The 22,882-nt window shown below is 40.8% G+C and carries 18 protein-coding genes; 16 read left to right on the forward strand and 2 right to left on the reverse strand.

The window, feature by feature from the left end:
- Positions 1 to 414 precede the first annotated feature (414 nt).
- The 4 genes from K9M07_00925 to sdhB all read left to right on the forward strand — a co-directional run bounded on the left by K9M07_00925 (position 415) and on the right by sdhB (position 4,921).
- Complete coding sequence (locus tag K9M07_00925) at positions 415 to 1,149, forward strand: lipoate--protein ligase family protein (protein ID MCF7851785.1); 735 nt, start codon at positions 415 to 417, stop codon at positions 1,147 to 1,149.
- A 61-nt stretch (positions 1,150 to 1,210) separates the two neighbouring features.
- Positions 1,211 to 2,224, forward strand: a complete 1,014-nt coding sequence (locus tag K9M07_00930; GenBank protein MCF7851786.1) for a succinate dehydrogenase — start codon at positions 1,211 to 1,213, stop codon at positions 2,222 to 2,224.
- 6 nt (positions 2,225 to 2,230) lie between these two features.
- Positions 2,231 to 4,129 carry a succinate dehydrogenase flavoprotein subunit gene (gene sdhA / locus K9M07_00935; protein MCF7851787.1) on the forward strand — a complete coding sequence of 633 codons (1,899 nt, stop codon included), beginning with the start codon at positions 2,231 to 2,233 and terminating at the stop codon, positions 4,127 to 4,129.
- Positions 4,130 to 4,150: 21 nt separating this feature from the next.
- Complete coding sequence (gene sdhB, locus K9M07_00940; GenBank protein MCF7851788.1) at positions 4,151 to 4,921, forward strand: succinate dehydrogenase iron-sulfur subunit; 771 nt, start codon at positions 4,151 to 4,153, stop codon at positions 4,919 to 4,921.
- Between the two features lie 6 nt (positions 4,922 to 4,927).
- Here the strand turns inward: sdhB and K9M07_00945 are convergent, their stop codons facing one another.
- Positions 4,928 to 5,695, reverse strand: a complete 768-nt coding sequence (locus tag K9M07_00945) for a TatD family hydrolase (protein MCF7851789.1) — start codon at positions 5,693 to 5,695, stop codon at positions 4,928 to 4,930.
- Between the two features lie 163 nt (positions 5,696 to 5,858).
- On the opposite strand from K9M07_00945, the gene K9M07_00950 reads away from it, so the two are divergent.
- The 12 genes from K9M07_00950 (at position 5,859) to K9M07_01005 (ending at position 20,164) form a co-directional block, all read left to right on the forward strand.
- Positions 5,859 to 6,557 carry a MotA/TolQ/ExbB proton channel family protein gene (locus K9M07_00950; protein ID MCF7851790.1) on the forward strand — a complete coding sequence of 233 codons (699 nt, stop codon included), beginning with the start codon at positions 5,859 to 5,861 and terminating at the stop codon, positions 6,555 to 6,557.
- A 1-nt stretch (position 6,558) separates the two neighbouring features.
- A complete protein-coding gene (locus tag K9M07_00955; protein ID MCF7851791.1) occupies positions 6,559 to 6,969 on the forward strand; it encodes a biopolymer transporter ExbD in 411 nt (136 codons plus the stop codon).
- Positions 6,938 to 7,594: a hypothetical protein gene (locus K9M07_00960; protein MCF7851792.1), complete on the forward strand. Its 657-nt coding sequence runs from the start codon at positions 6,938 to 6,940 to the stop codon at positions 7,592 to 7,594. Before K9M07_00955 ends, K9M07_00960 begins: the two co-directional genes overlap by 32 nt.
- A complete protein-coding gene (locus K9M07_00965; protein ID MCF7851793.1) occupies positions 7,581 to 8,924 on the forward strand; it encodes a hypothetical protein in 1,344 nt (447 codons plus the stop codon). Before K9M07_00960 ends, K9M07_00965 begins: the two co-directional genes overlap by 14 nt.
- Positions 8,921 to 9,592 carry an OmpA family protein gene (locus tag K9M07_00970; GenBank protein ID MCF7851794.1) on the forward strand — a complete coding sequence of 224 codons (672 nt, stop codon included), beginning with the start codon at positions 8,921 to 8,923 and terminating at the stop codon, positions 9,590 to 9,592. Before K9M07_00965 ends, K9M07_00970 begins: the two co-directional genes overlap by 4 nt.
- Positions 9,593 to 9,595: 3 nt before the next feature.
- Positions 9,596 to 10,270, forward strand: coding sequence for a LysM peptidoglycan-binding domain-containing protein (locus tag K9M07_00975; GenBank protein ID MCF7851795.1), 675 nt, complete (start codon positions 9,596 to 9,598; stop codon positions 10,268 to 10,270).
- 97 nt (positions 10,271 to 10,367) lie between these two features.
- The gene (locus K9M07_00980; protein MCF7851796.1) at positions 10,368 to 11,069 is read left to right on the forward strand and encodes a response regulator transcription factor; all 702 of its coding nucleotides are present in this window, start codon (positions 10,368 to 10,370) and stop codon (positions 11,067 to 11,069) included.
- 145 nt (positions 11,070 to 11,214) lie between these two features.
- A complete protein-coding gene (locus K9M07_00985; protein MCF7851797.1) occupies positions 11,215 to 11,652 on the forward strand; it encodes a hypothetical protein in 438 nt (145 codons plus the stop codon).
- Positions 11,653 to 11,776: 124 nt separating this feature from the next.
- Complete coding sequence (locus tag K9M07_00990) at positions 11,777 to 12,772, forward strand: hypothetical protein (GenBank protein ID MCF7851798.1); 996 nt, start codon at positions 11,777 to 11,779, stop codon at positions 12,770 to 12,772.
- Between the two features lie 155 nt (positions 12,773 to 12,927).
- The gene (locus tag K9M07_00995; protein ID MCF7851799.1) at positions 12,928 to 15,783 is read left to right on the forward strand and encodes a hypothetical protein; all 2,856 of its coding nucleotides are present in this window, start codon (positions 12,928 to 12,930) and stop codon (positions 15,781 to 15,783) included.
- A 226-nt stretch (positions 15,784 to 16,009) separates the two neighbouring features.
- Positions 16,010 to 19,519, forward strand: a complete 3,510-nt coding sequence (locus K9M07_01000) for a VWA domain-containing protein (protein ID MCF7851800.1) — start codon at positions 16,010 to 16,012, stop codon at positions 19,517 to 19,519.
- Between the two features lie 93 nt (positions 19,520 to 19,612).
- Positions 19,613 to 20,164: a hypothetical protein gene (locus K9M07_01005; protein ID MCF7851801.1), complete on the forward strand. Its 552-nt coding sequence runs from the start codon at positions 19,613 to 19,615 to the stop codon at positions 20,162 to 20,164.
- A gap of 10 nt (positions 20,165 to 20,174) precedes the next feature.
- On the opposite strand, the gene K9M07_01010 is transcribed toward K9M07_01005, so the two are convergent.
- Complete coding sequence (locus K9M07_01010) at positions 20,175 to 22,772, reverse strand: toxin-antitoxin system YwqK family antitoxin (GenBank protein ID MCF7851802.1); 2,598 nt, start codon at positions 22,770 to 22,772, stop codon at positions 20,175 to 20,177.
- Positions 22,773 to 22,882: the final 110 nt, after the last annotated feature.

Here is a 22,882-nt window from a genome sequence, read left to right on the forward strand (position 1 = left end):
CGGCGCACCGATGGTCGATCGGGCCGAAGGCCCTTTACCGAACCGACGCGCTATTGACAATAGGCAGAGGTGAGGTAAATCGACCAAGCGGGGATGCCGGCGACAAAAAAAACAACTCTTGAATGACGAGCGGTATATAATCTGATCGGTTTTCAATGCAATATCTTGATCTAAAATAGCAGCTGCATCTGCTTTGTTGCATAATTCGATAAACTATCAGGTTATTGACCATAAGGACTTTAACAACCACAGAGAGCACAGAGAAAAATCAAGAAAATGCACATTCCGGTACCTCTGTGCTCTCTGTGGTAAAAACTAATAATGAGCATGTTAGATAAAAATGAATTATGCAACAACGCCAATTTGAGGTATTATCGGAGTCGAGATAATATATTAAAGTGAAGTATCCCGGCTTTGAACGATCATAATCTACCCACTCTTTATCACATCGCGCTGCAAGAAACTTCAATTTTAAAACAGCTGCAAATCGAAGAGGCGCTCCTTAGAACGTGCGATCAAAATTATATGATTACAAATACGGGCTCTTCTCCCGCTATTGTAATGGGCATTTCAGGTAAACCCGATGAGCTGATTGATCTCAAGGAGGCCCAAAACCTCCATATTCCGATCATCAAACGCTTTTCCGGCGGAGGAACTGTTGTCGTAGATGACAACACGCTATTTGTCAGCTTTATTTTTAATAGTGCCGCTCACCCCTTCAAACCCTTCCCCCAACCCATCATGGAATGGAGCTCAACCCTCTATCACTCTTTTATTCCCAATGCAATGCTTCGAGAAAATGATTACGTCATCGGCAATCGCAAATTTGGCGGCAATGCACAATACCTCAAAAAGGGGCGCTGGCTTCATCATTCCACTCTTCTTTGGGATTACAACCCCACTTTAATGAACCTCTTGCGACATCCCGCTAAAACCCCCGCCTACCGCCTCGCCCGCTCACACGAGGATTTTATTACCCCTCTAAAAGAATACCTGTGCGATCGCTCTTTTTTCTTTACGTCGGTTCTTAAAGCACTTTCACAAAACTTTACGATTGCGCCTCTCCCGCTTACCGCTATCCAATATCGGCTCGCAAATGAGCACCGCCAATCTACTCAACTCATTCCGATAAAAAAGATCTTTTTTTGAGCTTAAAATTTCTTTTTATGCATAATCCCGTTATGATCTTTTTTTTCATAATGAGGTTGTCATGACAACAAGCTCCACCCTGATCTCTCAAAGGTATATTTGGGCACGCGTCCATTCTCTGATGGGACTTGGTATTGTTTTATTTTTGATGGAACATCTCATCACCAATTCCCAAGCGGCGTTGATGATCGGACAAGATGGAGCGGGTTTTATCCGCATGGTCAATTGGCTCCATGATGTCCCTTACTTACATGTTGTCGAAATTCTTCTCATTGGCATCCCCATTTTGTTTCATGCCGGATTCGGAGTCTACTATGCTGTCTTAGGGCGTTTTAATTCGATGCGATCCAATGGATCCCGTCCTATCATGCAATATAAACGCAATCACGCATACACCTGGCAGCGACTAACTTCGTGGATTTTGCTCATCGGCATCGCTTTGCACGTGTTTTATATGCGTTTTCTCATTTATCCTATTGAATCAAAGGATAATAAACAGACCTATTACCTAACACGTATGAATATGGATGAAGGGCTCTATTCTCTTTGCGATCGCCTGAATGTGCGCCTCTTTAATATCAGCGCTATTTCAAATGAAAAAAATGCCCTTGCGGCTATGGCATCGAAAATGTCTCTTGTCGATCAAAAGCTTCAAGAGATAAAGCATAATAAACTAGAGGCCGACCACTTCTCCTTTGACCCCGAATCGGCTAGCATTTACGATAGCCTTCAGCGCTTTCAGGAAAAAAAAGAATGGGTTAGGTCTTTAGAAGAGCGGCCTATTGATCAATACCAAGTGATTGCCGCAGCAAATAGCTTTGGAACAGCGACTCTTCTCAATGTCAGAGAGTCATTTAAAAGCCCCATTAAAAGTAGTCTTTACACTGTTTTTGTCATTGCGGCCGTCTTTCATGCCTTTAATGGCTTTTGGACATTTTTAATGACCTGGGGCGCCATTTTAAAAATGGGAACTCAACACGTCTTTACTAAAATTGCCTTAGCGCTAATGATCCTATTCGGATTTTTAGGATTAGCAGCCATTTGGGGCAGTTACTGGATTAATCTTAGGAGTTAAGCGATCATGGTGCAAAATGTGAAAAAAGAAGTCATTGTCGTCGGTGGTGGCCTAGGGGGATTGTCAACAGCAATGAAACTCGCTGAACTCGGTTGCCATGTCAAAATCGTTTCCGTGACCCATGTTAAGCGCTCCCACTCCGTTTGTGCCCAAGGAGGAGTGAATGCCGCCATGAATATGCGCTCAGAACACGACTCTCCTCTTATTCACGCTTATGAGACCATTAAGGGAGGAGATTTTCTTGCAAATCAACCCCCGGTTGTTGAGATGTGCCTGACAGCACCCAAAATCATTCAAATGTTTGATCGATTTGGTTGTACATTCAATCGCTCGCCTGAAGGCGGACTTGATTTCCGACGCTTTGGCGGAACTTTTTATAACCGGACAGCTTTTGCAGGCAGTTCAACGGGCCAACAAATGCTCTACTCTCTTGACGAACAGGTGCGCCGTTTTGAAGCCTTAGGACAAATTGAAAAATTTGAACATCACGAATTTATGCGGCTGGTGATCGATGACGATGGCCTCTCAAGAGGCATTGTCATGATGAACTTATTTAATCTCGAACTCATGCTTCTCAAAGCCGATGCCGTTGTGATTGCAACAGGTGGTCTTGGCTATATGTTTAAAGCGACCACGAATTCCACATTTTGTACCGGAGCTGCGAATGCCAGGCTCTACATGCAAGGAATGAAATATGCCAATGGCGAATTTATTCAAATCCATCCAACCGCCATCCCGGGATATGACAAACTGCGCCTCATGACCGAAACATTGCGCGGTGGCGGTGGACGCATTTGGGTTTATGGCGATTCAAATAAAAAAGCGATCAACCCGGAAGGCAAAGAAGTCGTCTGTGGACAAACGGGCGAACCTTGGTATTTCTTAGAAGAATTCTATCCCGACATTGGAAATCTCGTCCCCCGCGATATCGCTGCACGAGAGATTGTAAAAATCGTCTCGCTTGGACTTGGCATTGACGGACAAAAACAGGTCTATTTAGATGTCCGCCATTTTTCTGATGAGCTGAAGGAAAAATATGCTTCCGTATTGGAAATCTATCGCAAGTTCACCGGAGAGGATCCTTCCAAAGTACCTATGAAAATTTTCCCCGGTGTCCATTATTCTATGGGAGGCGCTTGGGTTGATTGGCCTGCAGCCGATGACCCCGATCGCTTTGAGCGTTTCCGACAAATGACAAATATCCGCGGGTGTTTTGCCGTTGGCGAAGCCGATTATCAATACCATGGAGCCAATCGCCTCGGTGGCAACTCACTGATGTCTTGCGTCTATGGAGGTCTCGTCACGGGGATTGAAGTGAACCGCTATCTGGAAGAAGCCGTGACAAAGCACTATTCGGATCTCACAAAAGATTGTTTTGAAGCAGCTGTTGCCAAAGAACAAGCATTCAAACATGAAATCTTATCGAGAAATGGCGATGAAAACATCCACCTCTTGCACGATGAACTGGCCCATATTTTGGTACGAGATGTCACGGTGGTGCGCAATAATAAGAGCTTAGAAGAAGCCATCCAATCCATTAAAGAGATTAAAGAGCGCTATAAGCACATCACGCTCGATGACAAATCCACAACGCTTAATCAGACCTATGTCCTTGCAAATCAATTTAAAGCCATGCTCGAACTCTCTCTCATTATCACAAAAGGAGCCCTGCTCAGAAACGAATTTCGCGGCTCGCACTACAAACCCGAATTTCCTAACAGAGATGATGATAATTGGCTTAAAACAACGATCGCCGAATACGATCCAAAACAGGGGGAACCTAAAATCTCCTATGAGCCGGTTGACTTAAGACACGTTGAACCTGTAGAAAGAAAATATGTCAAAACACATCAAGGCATTCCTGAATTTAAGAATATGCCTATAAATATTGAATTACCCATATAACCGATTTGTAAGGCGGATCACATGAAGGGAAAATTTACTCTTAAGATCTTGAGAGGTGAATCGAAAAAACAATATTTCGAAGAATTTGAACTCGATAGAAAACCGCTTTATAACATGATTAGCGCCTTGATGGATATCCAGAAAAACCCCTACACTAAAACAGGGGAAAAAGTAGAGCCCATTGTTTGGGAAATGGGATGTTTAGAAGAAGTGTGCGGATCTTGCTCCATGCTGATCAATGGGAGACCAAGACAGGCATGTACTGCCATTATCGAAGATATTCTCAACGAAACAAACTCCGATACGATTACATTGGCCCCCCTATCAAAATTTTCCCTTGTACGCGATCTCTTTGTTAATCGAGAAGTGATGTTCGATCACTTAAAGAAAGTCAGAGCTTGGATCGATACGGAAGGCTCTGCAACAAACGGTTTCGGGCCTAAAATCAGCCAAGAAAAGCAGATGAAGATGTATACTCTTTCGACATGCATGACATGCGGCTGTTGCTCGGAAGCGTGCCCTCAAGTGAACCCCAAAACTCAATTTATGGGTCCGGCTCCTATCTCGCAAGTGCGCCTCTTTAATGATCATCCGACAGGACAGATGCAAAAGAGAGATCGCCTCCATGCCCTCATGCAAGAAGGGGGAATTGAAGGATGTGGTAATTCACAAAACTGCGTTCAAGTCTGTCCTAAACATATTCCATTGACCGAGTCAATCGCCGTCGCAGGACGAGATACCACCAAACAGCTCTTTTCCGATATTTTTTCTATTGAAGACCGCTCCGAATAGGGCGGGTTAAATATTGAAAAACTGAAGCGTGTTTTTCTCAGTGACCGATGCCATTTCCCCTAAACTACACCCTTTGATATCGGCTACGGCAATGAGCGTTTCCCTTAGAAAGGCCGGCTCGCACCGTTGCCCTCGCTTAGATTGTGGCGCAAGATAGGGGGCATCCGTTTCAATTAAAATATGTTCAGAGGGAACCATTTTCAAAACATTGCGTAGTGCTTCAGAACGTTTAAACGTCACAATCCCGCTAAAAGAAATCCTCCACCCCTTTTCTATTGCTCGCTTCGCTTCACTTTCCGTTCCGGTAAAGCAGTGCAGTAAAATTCTCGCTGTAGGATCGGTCGATGCGACAATCGAAAACAAATCATCAAAAGCTTCTCGACAATGAATAATAACGGGTAGGTGGAGTTCTTTTGCTAAAAGAAGATAGCGTTCTAAAAATTGTTGCTGGATTTTTTTAGGCGCATGCTCGTAATAATAATCGAGTCCCGTTTCTCCGATTGCAATGAGTTTCTCTTGCCGTGCTGCCTGTTCAAAGGCATCAAACTCTTTGTCTCCCAATGCTTCGACATCATGGGGCGTGGTCGCTCCGGCATTATAAATCATTGGGTAGCGCTCACTTAGCTTTAAACCGAGCTGTAGCGTGACAACATCCGTGCAAATATTAATGAGCCGGCTCACTCCGGCAGCTTTAGCCCGCTCAATCACCTGCTCGCTGTCATCAATGAATGCTTGCGATGAAAGGTGTAAATGGCTATCAATATAAGTGATCAAAAATAAACTCTTTTGTAAAACTTTATCGCTGACGGCGTAAAACCCCCGGCTTTAGCCATGGGGAGCTGTCAAAGGGTTTTAAACTCGACTTTGAACAAGACGAGCCTACGGCTTGGCCTCCGTTCAATGGTACTAAATTTGAACTGAATTGTCTAGGAGTCGTATGTCCTCTCTTTTTATCCTATTTGATGCCTTTACCCATTCCGACTCGATTGGAAAGTTTATTTTTATCATTTTATTTTCCCTCTCAATTGTCACATGGACCATCCTCGTGCAAAAACTCCTCCTTTTTTCCAAAGTGAGACGCACTTGCGCATTCATTTGGGAGAAACTACAACAACCATCCTCCAATCTTTTACAAATAGAGGCATTTCCAAATCAAATCCCCTATGGACACCTCATCCATATCTTAAAACAAAAAACAACGGAAGTATTAGAAAAGAGGCGATTTTTTTCTAAAGAAGACAAAGTTTTTCTCTCAAACCAAGATATTACACTGATTGAAAACCATCTCGAAATAACAACGGATATAGAACTCAAAAAACTAGGTAAAAATTTATATGTTTTACACACCATTGTCTCTCTTGCCCCCTTTGTCGGAATCTTAGGCACGGTTTGGGGGATTTTACTCTCACTCTTTGAGATGAAATCCAAACAAGGCGCCCTCTCCAATGAAGTGATCATCGGCGGACTCTCAACGGCCCTTGGAACAACCGTGATCGGATTGCTCATTGCGATCCCCGCACTCATTGCATATAACTTTTTAAAAAATGCACACCGCGGATTTTACTTGGACATGCAAGATTTTTCCCATTTTTTGCTATCTCAGCTGCGCATGCAATACCAAAAAGTAGAGTCATAGTATGAAGCGCCTCCCCTCTTCCCTTGAAACAGAGTCCGATCCCATTAATCTTACGCCCCTTCTCGATGTTCTATTTGTCGTTCTCATTTTATTCATGCTGGCTGCCCCTTTACTTCAAATCGACCATGTCAAACTCTCAAACGGCGCTCCTTCTAAAGAGAGTTTTTCCGATATCACCCCTCAAATGCTTAAAATCACAGTTTCGCGCGATAATCACATCCAATTAAATAACAAAGAAATCGCCATCCCCCTCCTCATACCCACCTTGAGAGCAATCAAAATGAAATTCCCTACATTTACCCCCATTGTCTATCACGATGAAGCGGCATCGTTTGGTACATACCAAATCCTCAAAAATGCTTTGGAGGAGGCCGGCTTTGATGAAATGGACATCATTCTTCAAGCAAAATAATTTTTGTGTTTTTCTTTTTGTTTTAACCATCCATATTGCCTTGCCCTTTGCGCTCATTTTTTTTTATCGTCCCCCCCTTAAGGTGCCGGAGCGCAAAAAAATTGTGGTTACAACCAAAGTATTACCCCCCCAACCTATCATCTACTCCCCACTACCTGCTCAAACTCAAATGATATCCATACAACCTAAGAAAAAAAAACATCCAACGCGCAAAGCCCGCGCAAAGCAGCGCTCAAAGAAATCACCATCGAGAGCCTCGATGGATCAGCTTTTTGCTAAAATTGAAGCACTTCAAACACCACAAGCTCAAAAAGAATCTCCCACCATAACAATTCAACCCGAAGAAATGACACTCCACGCCCCCCAAAATCAAAATCCTTTAGGCGAACAACTTCTCGATCTGCTTTATCGCTTAATTGAACTTCCCAAAAAAGGAAAAGTGCAAGTACAATTCACAATCATGGACAGCGGCGCATTATCACAGATTAAGATTCTCGAATCCGATGAAGATGAAAATGCTCGCTATATCTTGAAACTTTTAAACTCGCTTTGTTTACCTAAATCTTTATGCGAAGAACTATCGCTTAATCCTCCTATGACGGTGACGCTATATGGCATTGATTAAATCATGGATAGCCCTATGTTGCTTTATTTTCTCTTGTGCAAGTGCAGAAGACAATCTCATCCTATATGTCAAAGCAAAAACGGCTTTTTCAAGCGTGTATCTCTCAAAACTCATCACTCATACAACAGAGCTTCCCTCAGATTATCTCGAACAACTCTATCAAGTTTTGTATTTTGACTTTGACAATAACGGCTATTCTGAAATCAAAAAAGGCGATGCCGAGATCGACAAAATCATTACCTATAAGCCCCACGACATTGCAAATAACCCACCTGCAAAACACACGCTTCGCTTTGAGCTTGTCGGAAATATTTGGAAAACCACTCTTTTTTCTTTGATGATGAGTCTTGGTGAGGCAATGGATGATGTCTTTTTAACCGGGTCTTTGCATGACGATGTGCATCGCATCCATTTGCTCGCCGATGCCCTCCACCAAAAGATGTATAAAACACCGGGGATCGCTTCTCAAAAAATCTTATACTCTCATACCGATGAATCGAATTTAGATCTTGCTGAAGTTTTTTTAAAATACCCCGATCTTTTACCTGCTTCACAATTGACTCATGAAAAAACATTGTGCCTCAACCCCGTTATTTTACCCTCCGGAAGCCATTTTATTTTTTCTTGTTTTAAAAAGGGACAACCTAAGCTCCATGTGGCCAAATTTGATGGAAGTGAGAGCCGGCCATTTATTCAATTGCGGGGAAATCAATTACTCCCGTCGACCTCATCCCTTGGAAATTTAATCGCATTCATCTCCGATGCGAGCGGCCACCCCGATTTATTTATTCAACACCTTTCAAAAGATTTACAGGCCATTGGCAAACCTCAACAAATTTACTCGCATCCTACAGGCGTTCAATCTGCCTCCTCCTTTAGCCCCGATTCTTCTAAACTCGCTTTTGTCTCCGATCAATCAGGAACACCCCGCATTTATATCTTAAATCTCACAGAAACGCTCAAATCACGCAAATGCCCCCAAATTGAATGCATTTCCAATCTAAATCGAGAGAATACATCCCCTTCGTGGTCACCTGATGGAAAAAAATTAGCCTATAGTGCTAAAACAAATGGCATACGCCAAATTTGGATTTATGATTTAGCGGCGAAAGAAGAATACCAATTGACAACAGGTCCGGGTGATAAGGAAAATCCCGCTTGGGCAAATAATAGTTTGCATTTGGTCTATAACACAACATCGCCTAATTACGATTTATATATGATCAATTTAAACCAAATCAAAAGTGTTCAAATCACATTTGGCCCGGGGATTAAACATTACCCTTTTTGGGAACAAAGTAGTCACAGACATTTCATGAGGAATCTATGAAAAAATTATTTGGATCAACACTCCTTTCTCTGAGCCTTTTAACAGGTTGCAATACGACCTCTTCAACAGTGATGTGGGAGAACACAAAAGCATTTGGCAAATATCTCAATGATAAAACGCAATCGCTTTTTTCAAAACCATCCGATGAGCGGGCAATCGTTGTCACTCAGGACGATTTGATGCTACCCCAAGAAGATGACTTTATTCCCTTGCGCAATGAAGATCTAAAACCACAGTATTCTGAGATGATTGCACCTCAAGCAGCACCCGAACAAGAGCTGCATATTGAAAAATTTAGAACACCAACACACGATTTAGCAGCTATTTTTAGAATGGTTCATTTTAATACGGATGACCACAAACTCCGTTTAAAAGAATACTTCACAACCATTGCCCGCGTTTCCGACTATTTAAAAAAACATCCCGATCTATTCCTCTTTGTTGAAGGACATTGTGATCACAGGGGATCTGAATCTCATAACCAAGCCCTTGGCTCTCGCCGCGCAAACTACATTCGCAACCAACTCATTAAAGCAGGCATTAGCGGAGATCGCATTTTCACTATTTCCCGTGGCAAAGACCGCCTACTTATCCAAGGCAAGTCCCGCGTAGCCATGTCAAAAAACCGACGCGTTGAATTTAAAATTTATGACCCACATCAAGGATAACTTATGCGACGACTACCCTATCTCAACTTTGCATTACTCTCCCTTACGCCATTTTTATTTGCATCATGTGCATCAATCCACTCGACAAACCGCGGAGAAAAGCAACAAATTGAAATGAGCATGCACCGCATGCGGACTGAAATTGAGGAATTAAAACACGACCTCAATACGCAACAAATGCAACTTGGTATTTATGAAGGGAAGCTAGTGCGCATTGATGATCAAATTGACTCGCTCAAAGTTGAATCCAGTGAAAAGCAAAAATCGACGCTGGAAGAGCTACAATATCACATTGCCATGCTCGAAAAAAAACTCGATAAATTTGAAGGAAAGCAAAAAGAAATCCTCTCTGATTTGATGCAGCTTGAAACCCATGCCAACCAGACGATTAAAGCCCTCGGTCAATATAAGGATAAAATCAAAGATCTTGAGCAATCCATTGCCTTTCACAATGAGGTCATTGCAGAAATTGGGAAGCTAAAACGGCATTTTAAAGAAATTTCAGCTTTGCACCAAGAAGGGCATGGCTTGCGTGCTTATACTGTGAAATCAGGGGATTCTCTACAAAAAATTGCAAAAAATTATAACACGTCAATTGATGCCCTAAAAAAAATCAATGAACTGAATGATGATTTGATCCTTGTGGGTCAAGAACTCATGGTCCCAACTGCCAATTAAATTTTGTTGATTTTTCACATTTGGTATAATACCATTGATCAAAAATATGTTAATATAATCTTCATCTCGTTTGGGGTGATACTAGAGGATTAAAGCAATGACGCAAAAGAAAAGAATTTTATTGATTGAAGACGAAGAAGATATTGCAGCTCTTATTAAGCTTCATGCTGAAGCAGCAGGACATAAATTACATGTTGAAGTTGATGGAATTAATGGGTTTAGAGCCGTTGAACGAGAGAAACCCGATCTCGTCATTCTCGATATTATGCTCCCCGGTCAAAACGGTTTTGATGTTTGCCGCAAGATCAAGAGTCATTCCGAATTGCGCCATATCCCCGTCATTATCCTCACAGCAAAAGTAGAGGAACTCGATGTGGTCTTAGGCCTTGAGCTTGGGGCGGATGATTATATCTCTAAACCATTCTCGCCTAAAGTGTTATTTTCACGTATTAAAGCTGTTTTACGGCGCGGCTCAAAAGAGAGCGAAAAATCTAATAAAAATATCAGCTTTGGGGACTTCACATTAGAAGTCGACCGTTATCTCCTTAGAAAAAGGGATAAAGTCATTACCATTACACTCTCTGAATTCGGTATCTTGAAAAGACTCTTATCCAATCGCGGTAAAGTCTTAACCCGCAATCAACTCCTCGATGATATTCACAATGACGATGCCTTCGTTGTAGATCGCAATATCGATGTCCATATTGCAGCCCTCAGAAAAAAGCTAGGCCCCGACTTCAACTGGATCGATACGGTGAGGGGTGTCGGCTATCGTTTTAAAGAAGACGCCATGCTCTGATTTTAAGACCCCTCCCCTATTTCATAGGGGAGAGTGGCCCACTTAGCCTCTGTTCACTCGAGATTCTATTTTTTCAATTTTGCATTCTATTAGTTTTATGATAATTAAAAAATATTATAAAAACTTCGTTATAATTAGAGGCTTTATGAAAAAACTTATTCTATTATCCGGATTGGGAGCTACTCTCTTATTTTCCGGCTGCTCTACAAACGCGGGGACCGGAGCGCTTGTTGGGGCAGGACTTGGTATTGGTGCCGGTGCCCTTATCGATGGGGGAACAGGAGCGATCATCGGAGGCGCTATTGGGGCTGCTGCAGGTGGACTTATTGGGGCTTCAATAGATCAACAACAAAGGGAACGGCTTGAGCGCGATAACCCCCAAACATTAAGGCGTATAGATAATGAGCAACAACTCAGTGTAGATGACGTCATTGCAATGACACAAGCAGGGGTTGAGAGCAATACGATTATTGAGCTCATCAAACAATCCAACAGTAAATTCTATCTCACCTCTCCCCAAGTCATTAAATTGAAAAATGCAGGCGTTAGCAATAAAGTGATTGATTACATGATCAGCACCTAATCGAGGTCAGACGCTTCAGGGTAAGAAGTAGGCCCTTCCGGAAGGGGCCCACTTCTATTTTGAGAAGATGAATTTATTTCTTGCAAATGGTACGCTCTCAAATTTGTAATATGAAGGATTATGCATGAGCGCTAGCGTACATTTATCAAACGATCATTCGACGACCCTTTCGGAAGAAAGTTTTCCCCGGCAATTTGCATCTATTTTACGCCATTATGTCTATTTTCATTGGATGATGATGGGAACACTCGTCATTGAAATTCTAGCCCTTTTTTTTACGATGAATGTCAATCAGCGATCGTATTTCATCGCAATTGAACTCGCCCTTTTTTTAATTACCTTATTCACCTACTTTATTGTTAATTACTACCTGCAAACAAAAAAACCCGAACAGCTGCTCCTCCTTAAAAATCAATATCTATCCTATTTAAGAGAATCGGTTGGTGACATGCATGATCATTTAGCGATTGCAAAAGGCCTTCAAAAAATGATCCAATTACTTGATGAAAATCGCTTCCAACTCTTTGAAACGACCTCTGTTTTTAATGTTCTCAATCGATTGGGACAATATCTAGTGTGGAGAGATGAATTTTTTATTAAAGAGATCTTATTTTTCACTGCTCTAGAAGAATACCATGCCAAAATTATTCAACATCCCACCGATCTTAAAGTACACACTGCTCTTGCAAATTGTTATATGACATTTAGCAAATTGTATAGCCCATCCAATCAAAATTCATCAGATCTTCTCAACCGCATGCAATCCAAACCTGCAATGATCAAGAGCTATGAACGCGTGATTCGGCTTGCTATTGAAGAGTTAACGATATTAGATGATTATGCTCCAAATGATCCATGGATCCATGCTCATTTGGCTCATTGCTATCACTTGCTCGATCAACACGAAATGGAAATCAAAGAGTATGAACTTTTAAAAAACCTGTGCCCAAATGATCCCGAAGTGCTTTTTAAGCTTGGGAAGCTCTATTTTGCCCAAAATCTAAATGCAAAAGGAATGCGCCTTTATGAAAAGCTCAGACCAATCGATGAAAACCGCGCTAAAGCGCTAATCATATCTTATGACAACTCTGTTAAATCGCTCTTCAACATAAAAATATAATTTTTTCTTTTATTTTTTCCGCAAACAATACATAAAAGGAAATTTAGAACAATTTTGATGTTGAATGCAGATTATGCATTAACCAAATACTTGTGTACCGTGAGTGATTCAAGAGCGGTATATACAGAGATATAATTACAGCAAAGGTATTCATTATGCAATGGGTAAATGAAAGCAATAAGTTTCGTTTCTCAAAACTTCCAATTGTGATTTGTGTAGCTCTCTCGGCATATCAAGGCGGGCTTTTTTCTTTAGATAACCAAGAACTCCCAACAACCATGGAAGTTAAAAGTGAAGACGAAGCTTTTCTTGTTAGGCGAATTGCCGAATTTTGGAAGGATAGAGATTATGTTTTAGTGAAAAGACAGGTTCACTCATTCCTTGAAAAATATCCCTCATCGCCGATCAATGATCAGTTAAGAGGAATTTTAGGGGATTTGTATTTACAAGAAAAAGACTATACAGCTGCCCTTGCAGCCTATTCTCAGATTTCAGATCCTTATATTCAAGAAAAAGTCATTGTCAATACTTTGCAGTGCTATTATGAGCTCAACGAGTACGCATCTCTGGCAAAAGTAGGTAAACCTTACCTTCAAATTAACTCTAGCCGGATCGGAGATCGCAAAGAAGAACTCTACTTCTTAGTTGCAGAATCTCTATTTAGACAGGCGCTTGATACAAGTGATCCCTCTATGAAAGAGGATTTAGCATCACAGGCTCGCCCTCTTTATGAAGAAATTAAGGAAAGTGGATTTAGCAAACATTCTAAATTAGCTTTAGCCGAAATTTATAACATCACAAAAGATTATGAAAAAGCATCGGGATATTATTTAGAAGTTGCCCATGCTTATCCTGATCAAAGCGAAGAGTTGCTTTCACAGGCGGCCCTTTCACAAGCTGCCTATGATCCACAGCTCGCGATTCACACTTTCTCTCAAATCATCGATATGAAAGGGGAGAAAGCCAATGAAGCTTCAACTAACAGGCTCATCCTGTTCTTCCAAGAAGAAGAGTATGATAATGTCATTAAGTACTATCCTGAAGTTGTTCTATCAATGGGTAATGAGAAAAAATCAACGATTGATTATGTCGTGGGACGCAGCTATTTTGCCCTACATGACTACAAAAATGCCTCTGATTTTCTCAATAATTTCATCGATTCACAAACGATACCCACCCCCCATTTGAAAAATGCCTTGCTGATGCAACTCAATTGCACACAGCAAAATGGCAATGATAACCTCTGTGATAAAACCATCTCTCGATTTAAGCAACATTTCGCAGATGACAAAGAGTACAACCAAGCTCTTTTTATTCACGCAATGATGCTCAAGGGGCGCGGGGATTTAAGAGGAGCGGAAGATGAACTCGCTCAAATTATAAAAGATACTTCCTTTGAAGATAAAGAAAGCCTTTATCTCGAATACGGTCTTGTCTGCCACGAAAACAATAAATGGAAAGAGAGTTATAATACGCTCAAAACATATATTGCCTCTTACAAAGACGGCGAGCATAAAAATGTCGCTTGGAAATATTTCCTTTCATCGTCACTCAATCGATTGAAACACCTCGATGAAAATGAAGGCTATTCAAAAGCTCAATTTTATGATGATTTGGCTCTTGTCTTGAATGAACAATCCATGACAAAAGAAATCCTCAACCCCGAAGAGGAAAGGGATTGCCGCCTGCTTTCTGCTAAAACAGTATATGAACTCAAAAGATATCCTGTGGCAGCCATGCAACTCGAAGCCTATATTCAAGACTACCCCAATGACCAAAACTTAGGTGAAGCCCACCTCATTTTGGGAATTTCACACCAAAATCTCGATTCAGATCCTGAACTCTTCTATAGTAATATTGAAAAAGCTTTGGCTCTAAATCCCGATTTGACAGATCAATCATCGCTACATTTACAGCTGTATAATGCTTATCTTGCGAAAATTGATTTGCTATCACAAACCACTGCTAAAAACAGTATGAATCCTGAAACAACGGGAAAATTATATGATTTAGCGGCTGAACACCTCTATAAAGCTGTTCAACTTGATAATAATAAGATTAAGCATGAAAATAAATTATGGCTCGCCAACCACTATTATCTTAAAACCAAATTAGATGATCACACTGTGGCAAGTGCAGAGTATATCAAGCGCTCACACGATCTTTACCGATCTCTTCTCACAGAAAACAGCAACCGTCTCATTGTTCTCAATGACGGTAATATTTTCTTAGAAGCGGAAGTGCTCAAATTTGCTGAAATCCTTGAGATGAAGCAGGATCATTCCTTTAAAATGCATATGTTAAAATCTCTTGCCGAACAGCAAACTCGCAATCATGGTCTTTCTTGGAATTATCAATTGCAAACACTACTTGAGCTCGCTCAATCTTACGAAGTGTTAAGAGATAGAGAAAGCGCCCTTGATACGTATGTATTCATTCAAAATGCATCTAGAGGAGCACCTTCTTATATCAACGATTTTGCAACACTTCACGCTTCACGCTTGAAGTTCAATTTGATGGAGAACGATTTTAAAAATGAGAAGAACGAGCAAATCCTTAGCATGCTCAATCATCTCAAAGATCTACAGATCAAAAAATCCCCTGCATCAGAGCCTCTACATCTCGAGGCAGCTCTAGAGTATGCATACATTCGCTCTCATATTTGTGAGGCGCAAAATAAAGAAGAGCAATATCTCTTCTTCTTGAATCGCTTGAAGGAGGATTTCCTCTCTCAAGATGATGCCATGGTTCGCGAATACCATTCAAAACTGGCTCAAGATCCTAAGGCGCGCGCGCTTTACTCCACATATATGACTTATGTTGATGCAGAAATACTGCGCACAAAAGCCAAAATAGAATATAAGAAAAACCGTTTAGCCGTAGCTGAAGATCTCAATTCGCAAGCGTTGAGCAAACTCGCTGAGGTTAAAAATAGCGATGTAGCCACTCCTTATCTCAATGAAAAGGTACAGGAGAGCATCGGTCAAATCGACTATCTCAATCACTCCTAAGATTAAATCAGTCGATTTTTCATCAAAAAGCCCCCTCTACACAAAAGTGGATGGGGCTTTTTTTATACAGCTCATGATTAAAAAAAGAATATACTATAACGATAAGTCTTGTTGTTAAAATCTCAAATTATATATTGTCCGAAGATTAAGCTATATGATTAGGATGCTCTAACACCAACGCTCTCACATGTGAATTTTTCATAGAACTTATAAGGCTTTGATTGATATGAAATTGAGTGGCTCGCCCTTGATTCATGTGTTACTGGCTTTAGGCCTTAGCACACACTTTAGCATCTATTCTGAGGAATTGATTCAAATCGATCTCCCTCAGAATATCTCGCATAAGATCGCCTTAAAAATAAGGGATTCGATCGATACCGCCTTTGTCCAACAATCCTCCATTGAAACGGCTATCCTCCCTCTTAAAGATCTTTTTGATTTGATTGTACTCGCTCCTTCATCTCAGGAAATCAGCACACTTCTCCATAACGTCGAAGAAACATCTAAACATCTGCGGCTCATTCCCAATAATAAAATCACCATTTCATCCCCTATCGAGCTGATAAACATCGCCCTTTCCAAATCCCGTGTGAGCTTTTCTCAAGCAGATATTCCGAACCATTTGTCGGATAGCATCTATGAATGGCGCCTCGACTCTTTTAAAAATGAAGAAAAAATAGCGCCTCATCATGAAGAACAGGAATTTGTTCCGAATGTAGAAAATTTATACTCATCTTTGCCATTCAATTCCGCATCAAATATTGCGATTTTTCTCTATAACTTTATGAGAATCGATCCAAGCGCCTCAACAGATTTTGCCGTGATTCACGCCAATCAATTCCCCTCTCATGATGAATCCCCATCGATAACTCTTGCAAAACAAGTGAATGAACCTATTCTCACTTTTTCTTCTTCTAGTGTTAACCCCTTAAAAGATGTTTCTCAGGCGCAGATTAAAACCTACCCTTATCCCTCTCTTACATTTCAATCCCCTCTTACATCGGTAGACCCACAAAAACAAGAGGACTCTTTCAACGATCAAATGGAGTTCTCTCAACCATCTCATGCAGTCAATCCAAAACAGACCCTCAGTAGTGACGTCTCATTTCAAAGAACCAAACACCCTTTCTTCACTGTTTCTCTGTATGATGAAAATCTCGACCATATCGATCTTCCCTCCTCAATATCCCATGAAAAAGCTGCCGCCAACTCGAACTTCTCGCAGATTCAGGTTCATTCTCCCCGATTAAAAAGCCGCTTCCCAAAACATTACTATAATGCCTATGCTCTCTTAAATTCTCTTGATCCTGAAGAAGAGGAAGATCAAATCCATTCCATTCCCCTCACATATAATGCACAAATCAAAAACGAAACGCTTCCTGCACGCGCGCTCCATTTTGATTCTCTGACACAATCAGCCTTACCATCCGATTCTGATGTAGAAATTCAAAGTGATATCACTTTTCCTAAAAGTGACCACCTCATTGCAAGCCAAATAGATATACCACTCATTGCCCCCGCAATCAAACTTGCAGCTCAAAAAGGGAAAAAAGAGCTTAAGTCGCACTTTAAACCCAAAGAAGAAGAAAAAAATCCACAGAGTGAAATTTCTTCTCAGCGGAAACTTCTAATGCTCGAAGCACTTAAATATCTGCAACCACACCTTGCCGAGACAAGCGTTTTCTCGTTTGACCAAATTAAAGCCAATCCCCCTTTGCTCGTGAATAAAGAAGGGATCAATCAAAAAGTCGAACTTCCACCGGCGTCTTCACTCATTTTACCTACTGAATCGGTTCACAATGAAGCCCATATTGATCTTAAACCAATTGACTGGCGCAAACACTTCGCACTACAAGAAGAGATACGGGAAAACGGCGACTTCATAGTTGAGAATCACCCTCTGCAATTGTTTGTTGAATCCTTCTCTGAAAACCATATTCTCTTCCGCGAACCCTCTGAAGAATTCCCAATTTTTGGATTTGAAGAGCCTCTCTTTAATGCCGGGGATGTGAAAGAAGAAGTGAAGGAAGAGTGCAATCAAACTCATTTTGCACAGCAGTACGATCACCGTACACAAGCGCTAAACACCTATGCACCGACATTTCGCTTCCTATCTATCGAGAGATTTAACCTCCCCACTTATCACGTTGCAGTGAAGAGTGCCTCTAGCGAAAATGCCTTTCAAACCCTTTATGCAGATCAATACCGCAATGTCTCAGAAGATATTGCTCAATTGAAATTAGCCACTCATGGAGCGCTTCACATCTTCTCAGCCCACGATTTCAAGTATTTAGCAATGCCCGGGGAGCAACCGGATCTGCTCAGAGAGATTGAAGATTTGGTCCCTGACAAAGTCTCTCTTCAGATGCGCAATAATCCTGCCCATACCCTCTCGTTTATTCATAAAATCAATCTCCCTAAACACCGCAACTATGCACTGGAATTTAAAAAACCGTTGACTCACAAGTTTCATCTCTCAACAGAATCTCATCAACGCGATTTGATCCATTCAAGCCAAATTATCACGTCTCTTCCCTCCTACGGAATGCAAGAGAGCAACTTCATTGGCCTTTTGGATCAGAATGAAAATCAGTTTATTCCCGATGTGTCGGATGTCTTTATTTCCGGTCAATTCGATTTTAGCCCCCTATTCAAGCGGGTTTTCGATCTCGTACGCGATAAACAACAAAAGTATGCCCATAAATCAACGCTTCCATCGCTTTATGAACTCAATACACAAATCCTCTCAACCGAATTTAAAACAGATGTTGAAGTGATCGCTAAACCCAATAAAAAGGGCTATTTCTTCTCGCTCAAACTCTCTCCTTTCTTCCCCGAAGAATTACGGCGCATAAGACAGAATATTTTCTTTGTAATGGATCAATGCCGCAGCATCAATAAAGAACGCTTTATAGCCTTTAAAAAAGCGATTCTAAGAGCCTTGCCCTACCTAGATCCCGATGACACTTTTAATGTCATTGCATTTGACAACCATTTTGAGAAATTAAGCGGTGTCAATCTTTTCTACTCCTCCGATGCGCATGAAAAAACAAAACGCTTCCTTGAAAACGTCAGTTACGGATCTCTGGCTTCTCCACAGGACTACAGCAAAATCATTTCTTATCTCGCAGATACGTTCAACCCGGATCCTCAAGAAGTGAATGTCATTGTCCTTTTAACCGATGGAGCCGCTTATAAAACCCATCACTTGCAAAAAGATAAAGTCGATCATTTTACAAAAGTGAATCAAGACCGTTTTTCCATCTATACTATTTCAGCTTCTCAACATAACTATCTTAGCGCACTTGATTTAATGAGCTTTCTCAACCGCGGCTCAATGCTCCATAGCAAATCGCATGCCGCACTTCCAAGACAACTTGCGCTTATGATCAAAAAAATGCGCTATCCTATCGCCACAAATCTTCACTTAACATTGATCAATTCGACATCACCTAATGTGAAATTCTACCCCGGATCCGGCCATTTCGAAAATTTCTATGGGCATAAGCCTTTTGTCATCTACGGAGAAGCGGACAGCCTATGTGAATTTGATGTGATGATCCAAGGAAAAGCTGAAGATGAATGGATTAACATCACCCAATCAGTCAACTTGCAACAAGCCCTTCCGGGCGATCGCGAACTGCTCCGGGATGCCACCCTCGTAGAAAACAAAACCCACAATTTCTCAGAAAATCCTTCCGAGCCGGATAGCTACGACCTTCCAGAATACCAATAACTAAAATCGGCGTTGTTGCATAATTCATTTTTATCTAACATGCTCATTGTTAGTTTTTACCACAGAGAGCACAGAGCTCACAGAGGTGCCGGAATGTGCATTTTCTTGATTTTTCTCTGTGTACTCTGTCTCGACTTTAGGCTTTCTGAAAAAAAGAAAGCTTATTCAACAATTTTAGAATCTTTCCCTTTACTCTCAGATGAGATTAAGACTCGAATTATTGAGAGACACATTAATGACCTTACTCCTTATGAAGCAATTGCTGTAAATATGCTTTCTAGTGTATTGATAGTCACTGTTTCTTCTATAGCTCTTGATGCACTTGTTTGTATAGCCACTCAGGCAAAACTGATATATCAAAGGCCAGAAGCTTTCAAGCGCCTGCTTGCATTGTTCTATCCTATATTCACTAGCCGCTTGATTGATATAGCTAAAGTCAATGCTGTGGCAGCCGGGGTCTTAGCCACACTGACTTTATTTTTAGTAGAGGCATGTCATCGCCTCTCTGACCCTACTACTTATGAGGATATATTGAATCCATCTATTGCAGAAGAGCTGAGTCATAAATACAATACACTCACTCATCGAATAGAAGTTCTGCAGGAAAACATTGCTAATCTGCAGGCAGCCCTAATAACAATTTAACCCGCAATTTCTATAATTTGATACCGTGATTATAGGCGACTTCTGACTTAGATCCATCCCTGTCAAAGGTGATTTTTTTACCATGGATCTCATCATTCACAAAGGTTTGCACGAGCTTAGGTGCCCCATCATCATAGTATTTGTTAAATATCCCATCGCGCTTACCCTCTTTGTATTCTCCTTCAAAAATAAGAACACCTTGAGGATTCCAGTTTTTTGTAGGCCCATGTAACTTTCCTTCATTTAAATTGGAAAGCATTGCAAGCTGGCCATTTTCAAAAAAAACTTTTTCCTCACCGACCTGGACATCATCGACAAATTGTTGGATCTTATGCATTTTCCCATTAGGAAAGTATGACGTGGTTTTACCGCTGCGCTTATCATCTTTGAACGCTACTTCCATCATCACTTTTTCATGAGGGCCAAATAATTGAGAAATCCCTTCCTTTTTCCCATTAACATAATGCGTTAGAGAAACTTTATCTCCATTCTCATTATATTCTAGAACGTCCCCAAATAATTGATTGTTTTTATAAGTAGCTTCAATCGCCTTGACTTTTCCTAAGTGCTCATTTTCAGGGTAATAAACCTCATACGGCCCTTCTTTTTTATTATTTTCATAGAAGGTGATGATTTCTTTTCCCGATTGGTCTCTCTGGAAAAACCGCCCTTCTAATTTATCCTCTTCATACCAGGCCTCTTCGATTAAATCGCCCTGTTCGCTCCATAAGGCCTTCATCCCATGTAAAGCTCCGCTATGATAGGTTAAAAGGGTTTGAACAACTCCATTCTCATAATAGGTTTTCTGCTCACCATCGATTTGCCCCTGATCATCATAGTTCATTACTTTAGAGATCATCTTTTTATTTTTATCTTTTGAATCAAAATACTCTTCTTGTTGCCCAATAAAAACGCCTGATTTGTATTGGCGATGGAATGCAGGAGAGCCACTTTCATGCCATCCAAGCATCTCTTTATCGGGTTGATCATCCTTATAATTCATTTGGATTTGCAATTGCCCATTCGGATAATAAGCGCAATAAGGGCCTTCCTTTACGCCTTCTTTGAAGCAGATTTTTTCTTTGAGTGATCCGTCAGCATAATATGATTCGCATTCCTGATCGAGCTTCCCGGAAACATACTGCGCTTTCAAGATTAGTTTCCGCTCATCGTTATATTGTATATAATTGCCATTGAGCTCCCCATTGATATAGCAAGAAACCAGTTTTTCAGAGCCATCTTGAAACCATTCATAGTGGGATCCATTTAATCCCCCTTTTTCAAACGTCTTGAGTGATTTTTTTGACCCGTCTGCATAAAATTCTTTTACATCCCCATCAATCTGATCATCGACAAAATTAACTTCAAATGTGAGTTGGCCATTTTCCGCATATTCAGTGAAATGTCCATTTTTTTTATTGTTTTGATAGTAGGCTTCCCGTTTCAATTGACCATTCGAGAAGTATTCTCTTTGCACACCCTCAAATTGACCTTGTTGATAGACATAATCATTTTGAAGCGCCCCATCATCATACCAAGTTTGGAAAGAACCATCTCTTAAGTTATCTTTTGTCATCGTATAACGAGCGATCAATTGCCCTTTTTCATTATACTCAACAATGGGCTTTAATAATTGACCCTCTTGATCAAATTCAGCGAGATAAGCCATCTGTTTATTTTCGTGCATACGATAATGTTTGCCAACGGGATCCCCTTCAATATATTTGCCCTCACCAATCTTTTCTCCCTTAGAAGAGAAAATCTGACAAATTCCATGCATTTTGCCATCTTTAAATTCCGTTTTAGCCTTTTGCTGCCCATTATCATGGTATGTATAATGGGTTCCCACTGCCAACCCTTTATTGAAGTGTTTGATCTCTCGAATTGAATTATCCTCATCATAAACAATCACAGCAGGCGTTGAAGCTTCGGATTGAAGTTGATTGTGCACATAATTTTCAATCTGCTGAATATTACCGCCTTCAAACCAAGTTTGAACTTTACCTTCTATTTTTCCTTTCACGTAGGGAATTTCTCGCTTGCGATTCCCATTAGGATAATAATAGGTGATATCGCCGTTTGGCTCGTCATTTAAAAACTGCCCTTCTTCAGCTAACACCCCATCTTCGTAATAAACAAAGGCTTTTCCAAAGCGCTTTCCTTGATTAAAGGTCATTTTTTGTTGAATTTTTCCATTAGGATAATACTGAGTAAACGGTCCATGTAAGACGCCGTGATCATAGACGGCAACTTTTTCGATTTGACCACTCTCTCTGAAATAAACGCGAAGGCCATGGGGAACAACAGTTGAATTCCAATTTTTCTCGCTTTCGCTTCCCTCTTCAACTTGAGTGAGATCAATTTCCTCTTGAATTTTACCATCCGGGAAAAAATGGATTCTTTTCATTGCTAAAGATTGACCCTCTTCTCCTTCATCATATAGGACGGCAATTTTTGGAGCTCCATCCTGATATGATTCCAGTACTTTGGGCCTCCATTCGGGCTGTCTTAATTTCAATTGAGTTGCAACAGGTTGAACATCCTCATTGGGATAAGAATAAAAATGAACAGCCAATAGACAGATAAAAAGAGAAACCAATTTTTTCATAATGAACCTAAAATCTAAAAAAATTTTTTTTAGGGTTATATTAACACGAAAAAGATTTGATTTCCAACCAAGAAAAAAGGCCACCTCTGATGAGGTGGCCTCAAAAACAA

This window comes from Simkaniaceae bacterium (assembly GCA_021734805.1).
In the GTDB taxonomy this organism is placed as follows: Bacteria; Chlamydiota; Chlamydiia; order Chlamydiales; family JACRBE01; genus Amphritriteisimkania.